The sequence below is a fragment of the Micromonospora sp. AMSO12t genome, from assembly GCF_008806585.1.
In the GTDB taxonomy this organism is placed as follows: Bacteria; Actinomycetota; Actinomycetes; order Mycobacteriales; family Micromonosporaceae; genus Micromonospora; species Micromonospora reichwaldensis.
In genome coordinates this window covers 1-3,198 of sequence record NZ_WAAS01000433.1, presented here as the reverse complement: position 1 = coordinate 3,198, position 3,198 = coordinate 1, and the positions used below count along the sequence as shown (strand labels likewise).

The following is a 3,198-nucleotide window of genomic DNA, read 5'->3' as shown; positions in this document are numbered from 1 at the left end:
GGGGCCCGGGAACTCGTCGTAGGTGACGTCGTAGCCGAGCGAGCGCAGGCGGGGGACCAGGCGACGGCTGCACACGTCCACCGGCAGGACGGGGTCCCGCGTGCCGTGCGAGACGTAGACCCGGGGCCGGCCGTGGGTCACCAGCGGCGCGGCGAAGCCGGGGGAGAAGGCCAGCACCGCGTCGACCAGGTCGCCGTTGGTCAGGCCCAGGGAGAGGGCGTACGAGGCGCCGTCGGAGAACCCGCCGAACGCCACCCGCGCCACGGGGTAGCCGGCGAAGGCCATGGCCAGCAGGCCGTCGATGCGCCGTACGTCCGTGCCGAAGCCCTCGCCGCCGATCAGGTCCCAGCTGCTCGCCACCGACTGCGGGGCGACCAGCAGCAGCCGGTGCGCGTCGGCTTCCGGTAGCAGCAGGTCCAGCCCCTGCCGGGCCGAGCCGCCGGCCCCGTGCAGGAGCAGCACCAGCCGGTACGGCGGCCCGTCGACCGGCTCGGGGGCGTACACCATCGCCAGCGCGGCGCCCCGCGGGTCGGTCAGCGACGCCAGCCCGGCGGCGGCCAGGGCGGTCGGCGGCGCCGGACGTGCGGCGAGCCGGCCGTGCCGGGGGTTCTCCGCCGGCTGCCGGTGCGGGGGCGCGGGCTCGGTCACCGGATCACCGCTCCTCGTCCTGGGCGGGCATGCGCCGGCGGTTACCCGCCAGCCCGACGCGCAATCCCACCGGCGCGTCCCGTCATGGGCGTGATCAGCGAGCGGCGCGACCGGCCGCGGGCGTGCTCGGCGAGCGGTGCGGCCCGCCACCGGGCGGTCGGCGAGGGGCGCGGTCGTCCATCGGCGGGTCCCGCCGGCGCGGTTGCGGCCGGGGGCCGGCTCATCCGCTGACGCGGCGGACCAGCCGGGACGGGAACATCGTCGCCGGCGGCACCGGTCGCCCGCCCAGCACGGCCGTCGCCGCCGCCGTGGCGATCTGCGTCACCGGATGCGTCGCCGTGGTCAGTGCGGGGGTGGTCATCGCGGCGAGCGGGATGTCGTCGAAGCCGGTGACCGCGACGTCCCCGGGCACCTGGACGCCGTCGCCGCGCAGCCGGTCGATCACCCCGAGCGCGGTCGCGTCGCTGCTGCCGACGATCGCGTCCGTGTCCGGCCAGCGCTCCAGCACCTCCCGGGCCGCCGCCCGGCCGCGGTCCGCGCTGAAGTCGCCCGGCACCAGCCGCTCCGGCAGGGCGGCGTCGCGCACGATCCGCCGGTACGCGCCGACCGACCGGCCGGCGCAGGACAGCCAGCGAGGCCCGGTCACCATGGCGATGCGGCGGCGCCCGGTGGCGTACAGGTGCCGGACGACGGCCTCGGTGCCGCCGCCGTTGTCCACGTCGAAGGCCGGGACGAGGGCGGAGCCGATGCCGATCGAGGCCACCCGACCGCGCAGCCTCGCCGGGATCGCGTCCAGCACCCCCTCGGTGGTGTTGATCAGGACGACCCCGCCGACGCTGCGGTCCCCGGCCAGCCGGCGCACCTCGCCCGGCGACCGGGCGGGCAGCCAGTGCAGCGCCACCCCGAGTCCGTGCGGCGCGCAGACCCGGGCGCACGCGCCGAGCACCCGGTGGACGTACGGGTCGTCGAGGACCGTCGCGGCGGTGCCGGTCACCGCCACCACCAGCCGGAACCCGGTGCCCTGGACGAGCGCGCGGGCGGCCGGGTTCGGCGCGTAGCCGAGCCGGTCGGCGGCGACGTTCACCCGCTCGCGGGTGGCGGGGGAGGCGTAGCCGGTGCCGGCGATCACCCGCGAGGCGGTGGCCCGGGAGACGCCCGCCGCCCGGGCGACGTCCTCCAGGGTCGGTGGTCGGTGTGTCGTCGCCATTCCGGTCCTCCCCGTTGTCGGCCGTCGCGGCGTGGACGGTCGACCGAATCATCCCCCTCCGGCGCGTCCACGGTAAGGGGTGGGACCGGGTTGTCCTGAGAGCGCTCTCAGGTGTGGGATCGGGGCGGTAGACCACCCGAGGCGAGAGGACCGCCACGTGAGCCGCACCGTCGCCCCGCCCGTCGTGCCGCGCCCGGCCGTGCCCCGGGCGGTGCTGGCCGCCCGTACCGGCGTGGCCGTGGTCTTCGCGCTCAACGGCCTGGCCGTGGCCACCTGGTTCTCCCGGGTGCCCGCCGCCCGGGACGCGCTCGGGCTCAGCGCGGGCCGGCTCGGGCTGCTGCTGCTGGCCATGTCCGTCGGCGCGCTGCTCGCGATGCCCACCGCCGGCCTGGTGGCCCAGCGGCTCGGGGCGGCCCGCACGGTCGCGCTCTCCACCACGCTCCTCGCGGCCGGGCTGACGGTGACCGGGGTCGCCGCCGTGGCCGGCTCCCTGGCCGGGGTCGCGGTGGGCCTGTGTGCCCTCGGCTACGGCTCCGGCCTCTGCGACGTGGCGATGAACGTCGAGGGCGCGGCGGTCGAGCGGCGGCTGGGGCGTACGGTCATGCCCCGCTTCCACGCGGCGTGGAGCCTCGGGTCCGTGGCCGGGGCCGGGCTCGGCGCCGGGGCGGCCCGCCTCGGCGTGCCGGTCGCCGTGCACCTCGCCGCGCTGGCCGCGGTGGTGCTGCTCGGCACGCTGCTGGCCGTCCGGTCGTTCCTGCCGGTGGCCGAGAGCGGCACCGCCTCCGCGTCGGCCGCTCCGGCCGAGCGTCGCCGCGAACTGCTCGCCGCCTGGCGGGAGCCCCGCACCCTGCTCGTCGGCCTGCTGGTGCTGGTGTCGGCGTTCGCCGAGGGCAGCGCCAGCGACTGGCTGGCGGTCGCCTTCATCGACGGCCACGGCCTCAGCGAGGCGGCCGGGGCCGCGGTCTTCGGCGTCTTCGTCGTCGGCATGACCCTGGGCCGCACGGCAGGCACCGTCGCACTGGACCGGTGGGGTCGGGTGCCCGTCCTGTCCACCACGATCCTGCTCGCCACGCTCGGCGCGGGCGTCGCGGTGCTCGCCGACTCCGGGCCGGTGGCGATCGCCGGCGTCGCGCTCTGGGGGCTCGGCGCGTCGCTGGGCTTCCCGGTGGGGATGAGCGCGGCGGCCGACGACGAGCGGCGGGCGCCGGCCCGGGTCAGCGTGGTCGCCGTGATCGGCTACACGGCGTTCCTCGCCGGCCCCCCGCTGCTCGGCCTGCTCGGCGACCGGGTCGGCACCCTGCGGGCCCTGCTCGTCGTGCCACTGTTGCTGCTGCCCACCCTCG

The 3,198-nt window shown here is 78.0% G+C and carries 3 protein-coding genes; 1 reads left to right on the top strand and 2 read right to left on the bottom strand.

Features of this window, described 5'->3' with window-relative positions:
• Together F6X68_RS31800 and F6X68_RS31795 are read right to left on the bottom strand one after the other, a co-directional pair.
• The coding region (locus F6X68_RS31800) for an alpha/beta hydrolase (RefSeq protein WP_151457704.1) at nucleotides 1-648 on the bottom strand (648 nt) is incomplete at its 3' end.
• Between the two features lie 220 nt (nucleotides 649-868).
• Nucleotides 869-1,855: a LacI family DNA-binding transcriptional regulator gene (locus F6X68_RS31795; RefSeq protein WP_151457703.1), complete on the bottom strand. Its 987-nt coding sequence runs from the start codon at nucleotides 1,853-1,855 to the stop codon at nucleotides 869-871.
• A gap of 157 nt (nucleotides 1,856-2,012) precedes the next feature.
• Between F6X68_RS31795 and F6X68_RS31790 the strand changes: the two genes are divergently transcribed.
• Nucleotides 2,013-3,198, top strand: a 1,186-nt coding sequence (locus F6X68_RS31790) for an MFS transporter (RefSeq protein ID WP_225852554.1), incomplete at its 3' end; no start/stop codon positions are given.

Coding starts and splice junctions, on each gene's coding strand:
- F6X68_RS31795 (WP_151457703.1), bottom strand. CDS start 1,855: ATGGCGACGACACACCGACCACCGACCCTGGAGGACGTCGCCCGGGCG.